We start from the raw sequence: 2,117 nt of genomic DNA, 5'->3' as shown, positions 1-2,117 counted from the left end.
CAATATTGTTTCATAATAAACTTTTAATAATTGTTTTTCATTTTTATTTTGCTGTTCTGCCAAATTTTTTATTTTATTTTCAAATAATTTAAGTTCATTTATTTCGTCAATTTTTAATTCTTTCCTTATTGTTTCCATATCATTATTTTTAAGTTTTTCTCTTAAACCGTTAATTTTTTTCTCTTTTTCTTCATCTGTTCCGGTAAGTTCAATTATATTTTCTTTTGGCAATTCAAATACAAAATTTTCTATTAAATCTTCATCAATGTTTTCATTGAAGAATTGAACGAAATTTATAACCAAACCGTTTAATAACTGCCTTACCTGTAAGAAATCTCTTCCTTTAACAAACTCTTTTAAAATTGCACCGTTAATAAATACAGTTTCATTACTTGATTTAATGTTGTTAAATTGTTTAAGAGAATCAATATCCGGCAAAATACGGCAATTATTTTGAACATCAATTTTTTCATTTAACGAATAATTTTCGTATTCCGTAATGGATTTAACACCTTTTCCGTCAACGGATGTTATTATATGTCCCGCAAAACCTAATTTATAAGCATTTTTTATTTTAGTATTTGTTTCGTTATATTCTATTATTGCACTTATCCCGTGTTGAGCTAAATTATTTATACAACTTTTAATAACATACTCATCTTTTCTATCAAAATATTCAGCCGGTAAACTTATTGTTTTGTTCCCTATTTTTCCAATTATATCAAGTTGCATATCTATATCTTCTCTTTTGCCTTCAAGCATAACAACCAAATTCCTGTTCATAACCCCGGTTAAAGCTTTAACAATGTTTCTTGCAGCAGACACAAAATCAACGGATGTTTTTACTACTCCGTCATTATTTACTTTTAAATCGGACTTATCATCTGCAATAACCACGGACAAATTATTACTTTTAACTCCGAAATTATTTAATATCAATGACAAATCCGATGTAATTTCGTCGATATTTTGTTGAGGTGTAACATAAATTATCCCCGTTGCTTTATCCACATAAACCGGTCTTGCATTGTTTTTTATACCGGAAGGTGTAGGTTTTATTTTTTTCGGCAATTGAACGCCTTCATTTTCCAAAACGGAAATGTATAATGTTACTTTGTTATTTTCCTCATCAAAAACAACTCTTTTTTGTTGAGGAATATTATCATCTTCAACATAAACCAAATCTACATAAACAATATTGTCATTAACCGTTCCCGTTATGTCGTTAACAAACGATTTTAAGAAATATACACCGCTTTCAAAGAATTTGGCAAAATTATTTTTTTCCGACTTTACCGTAGATTCTCGTTCAGGTTTTATTTCCTCTTCTTCAGCTAATTCAAGTACTGCTTGTGCCGTAACTTTAACATTATGTTTAAGCCCTTCTTCCGCTTGTTTTTTTACCAATTTCATTCTATTCTCATTATTAAGAACTTCTTTCCTTAATATTTTATATACGTCTTTTAATGTAACGGAATCTTTATTTAACCCCATTCTTATTGTATTTAGTCCGATTTCTTCCAATAAATCTATAACATCTTGTTTCATTTGTTTTTGTTTGTTTGCATATACGGACAAATCCAAATATTGATTAGCATATCCCACTTCGTTATCATACCATACCGCAAGCTGAACCGTTTTCCCGTCTGCACTTACCATTGTTTGATTTGCCTGCACTACTCCGGCTTCTGTCCTTCCAACTATATTTGCTACTTTTAATTGCCCTTCTTCGTATCCCAATACTCCTTTGTATTTCCCTTGGCTTGCCTGCTTTAATATTTCATTTACTTCTTCGGCTCCGCCTTTTATCGGCTCTTCCAATTGTATTGTTACATCAAGTATCGAACCGTCCATTACATCGCTTATTCTGTTTACATTCCCTATTATTTGTCCTTTCAAATATTGTAAACCCGGTAATTTTACCGTCGCTTTAAATGCTCCGCTGGAATGCGGCTCAAATCCGTAATCTTTATCCCCTTCCGAATTTGTCCTTGAATGGGCTCCGCCGAAACGAACTGATTGTATCCTGCCGTTTTCGCTTATCGGCAATAATACACTCTGTAATGCATTTGTCGAACAACTCGCCCCGCTAAATATCTTCTCCCCTTTATATGCTT

The 2,117-nt window shown here is 31.7% G+C and carries 1 pseudogene; it reads right to left on the bottom strand.

Features of this window, described 5'->3' with window-relative positions:
* A pseudogene (locus ACMUOV_RS06490) lies at nucleotides 1–2,117 on the bottom strand (hypothetical protein); the annotation flags it as partial.

This window comes from Candidatus Ruminimicrobium bovinum, from assembly GCF_902760015.1.
Classification (GTDB): domain Bacteria; phylum Elusimicrobiota; class Endomicrobiia; order Endomicrobiales; family Endomicrobiaceae; genus Ruminimicrobium; species Ruminimicrobium bovinum.
Note: the sequence above shows the minus strand (reverse complement) of the source record. Positions and strands in the feature narration are given on the sequence as shown.